This is a genomic window from Alitiscatomonas sp. (assembly GCF_037242085.1).
Taxonomy (GTDB): Bacteria; Bacillota; Clostridia; order Lachnospirales; family Lachnospiraceae; genus Alitiscatomonas; species Alitiscatomonas aceti.
In genome coordinates, this window is record NZ_JAXXBR010000002.1 from 1 (window position 1) to 1,439 (window position 1,439).

The window sequence follows — 1,439 nt, forward strand, 5'->3', positions numbered from 1 at the left end:
TATGGGACAGAAAGTTAATCCACACGGCATGAGAGTCGGTGTTATTAAAGACTGGGATTCCAGATGGTATGCTGAAGCTGATTTCGCTGACAACCTGATCGAGGACCACGAGATCAGAACATACCTGAAAAAGAGATTATACAGCGCCGGCATTTCCAAGATCGAAATCGAGCGCGCTTCTGATAGAATCAAGATCATCGTTCACACAGCTAAACCGGGCGTTGTGATCGGTAAGGGCGGAGCTGAGATCGAGAAATTAAAAGCTGAAGTCCAGAAGATGACCGACAAGAAGCTGTTTGTAGATATCAAGGAAGTTAAGAGACCGGACCGCGACGCCCAGTTAGTAGCTGAGTCCATCGCACAGCAGTTAGAGAACCGTGTTTCCTTCCGTCGTGCCATGAAGTCCACCATGGGCCGTTCCATGAAGGCTGGCGTTCTTGGTATCAAGACTGCCGTAGGCGGACGTCTCGGCGGCGCTGATATCGCGCGTACAGAGTTTTACAGCGAGGGAACTATCCCGCTTCAGACATTAAGAGCAGATATTGACTATGGTTTCGCTGAGGCAGACACAACCTACGGCAAGCTTGGCGTTAAGGTTTGGATCTACAAAGGCGAAGTACTTCCTACTAAGGGAAATAAGGAAGGGAGCGATAAATAATGTTAATGCCTAAGAGAGTAAAGCGCCGCAAACAGTTCCGCGGAACGATGGCCGGTAAAGCTTTAAGAGGAAATAAAATCTCCAACGGTGAGTATGGCCTGATCGCCACTGAGCCGTGCTGGATCAAGTCCAACCAGATCGAGGCAGCCCGTGTTGCCATGACTCGTTACATCAAGCGTGGTGGTAAAGTATGGATCAAGATCTTCCCGGATAAGCCGGTAACAGCAAAGCCTGCTGAGACTCGTATGGGTTCCGGTAAGGGCGCTCTTGAATACTGGGTAGCAGTTGTTAAGCCAGGCCGTGTTATGTTTGAGATCGCTGGCGTTCCAGAAGAAACAGCAAAGGAAGCTCTTCGTCTTGCTATGCACAAACTTCCCTGCAAGTGTAAGATTGCTTCTAAAGCAGATTTAGAAGGCGGTGATAACAGTGAAAACTAATAAATATGTAGAAGAATTAAAAGCGAAGACAGCTGCAGAGTTAAACGAGGAATTAGTTGCAGCAAAGAAGGAACTCTTTAACTTAAGATTCCAGAACGCAACCAATCAGTTAGATAACACCAGCAGAATCAAAGAGGTTCGCAAGAACATCGCCAGAATTCAGACTGTTATCACAGAGAAGGCAAGGGTTGCTAACTAATTCATAACAGCGCCGTTCTGCCAGACAGATCACAGGACGCTATTATGACACACGCCGATGCGTGTGACTGAACGAAATTTGAAAGGAGACTATCCGTCGTGGAAAGAAATCTTAGAAAAACACGTACTGGTAAGGTAGTTAGCAA

Annotated in this window: 3 protein-coding genes; all 3 read left to right on the top strand. The window is 47.1% G+C overall.

Annotated elements, in window-relative coordinates; translation table 11 throughout:
• Window position 1 precedes the first annotated feature (1 nt).
• From rpsC to rpmC, 3 genes are read left to right on the top strand one after another with little or no spacing between them, the layout of a single operon-like run.
• On the top strand, window positions 2-658 hold the full coding sequence (gene rpsC, locus WIH05_RS00010) for a 30S ribosomal protein S3 (RefSeq protein ID WP_022272680.1): 657 nt from the start codon (window positions 2-4) through the stop codon (window positions 656-658).
• Window positions 658-1,095, top strand: a complete 438-nt coding sequence (gene rplP, locus WIH05_RS00015) for a 50S ribosomal protein L16 (RefSeq protein ID WP_022272679.1) — start codon at window positions 658-660, stop codon at window positions 1,093-1,095. The genes rpsC and rplP overlap by 1 nt, the downstream gene beginning before the upstream one ends.
• Window positions 1,085-1,294 (top strand): 50S ribosomal protein L29, encoded by a 210-nt coding sequence (gene rpmC / locus WIH05_RS00020; RefSeq protein ID WP_021905521.1) that lies wholly within the window; start codon window positions 1,085-1,087, stop codon window positions 1,292-1,294. The genes rplP and rpmC overlap by 11 nt, the downstream gene beginning before the upstream one ends.
• The last annotated feature ends 145 nt before the right edge of the window (window positions 1,295-1,439 follow it).

Coding starts and splice junctions, on each gene's coding strand:
- rplP (WP_022272679.1), top strand. CDS start 658: ATGTTAATGCCTAAGAGAGTAAAGCGCCGCAAACAGTTCCGCGGAACG.
- rpsC (WP_022272680.1), top strand. CDS start 2: ATGGGACAGAAAGTTAATCCACACGGCATGAGAGTCGGTGTTATTAAA.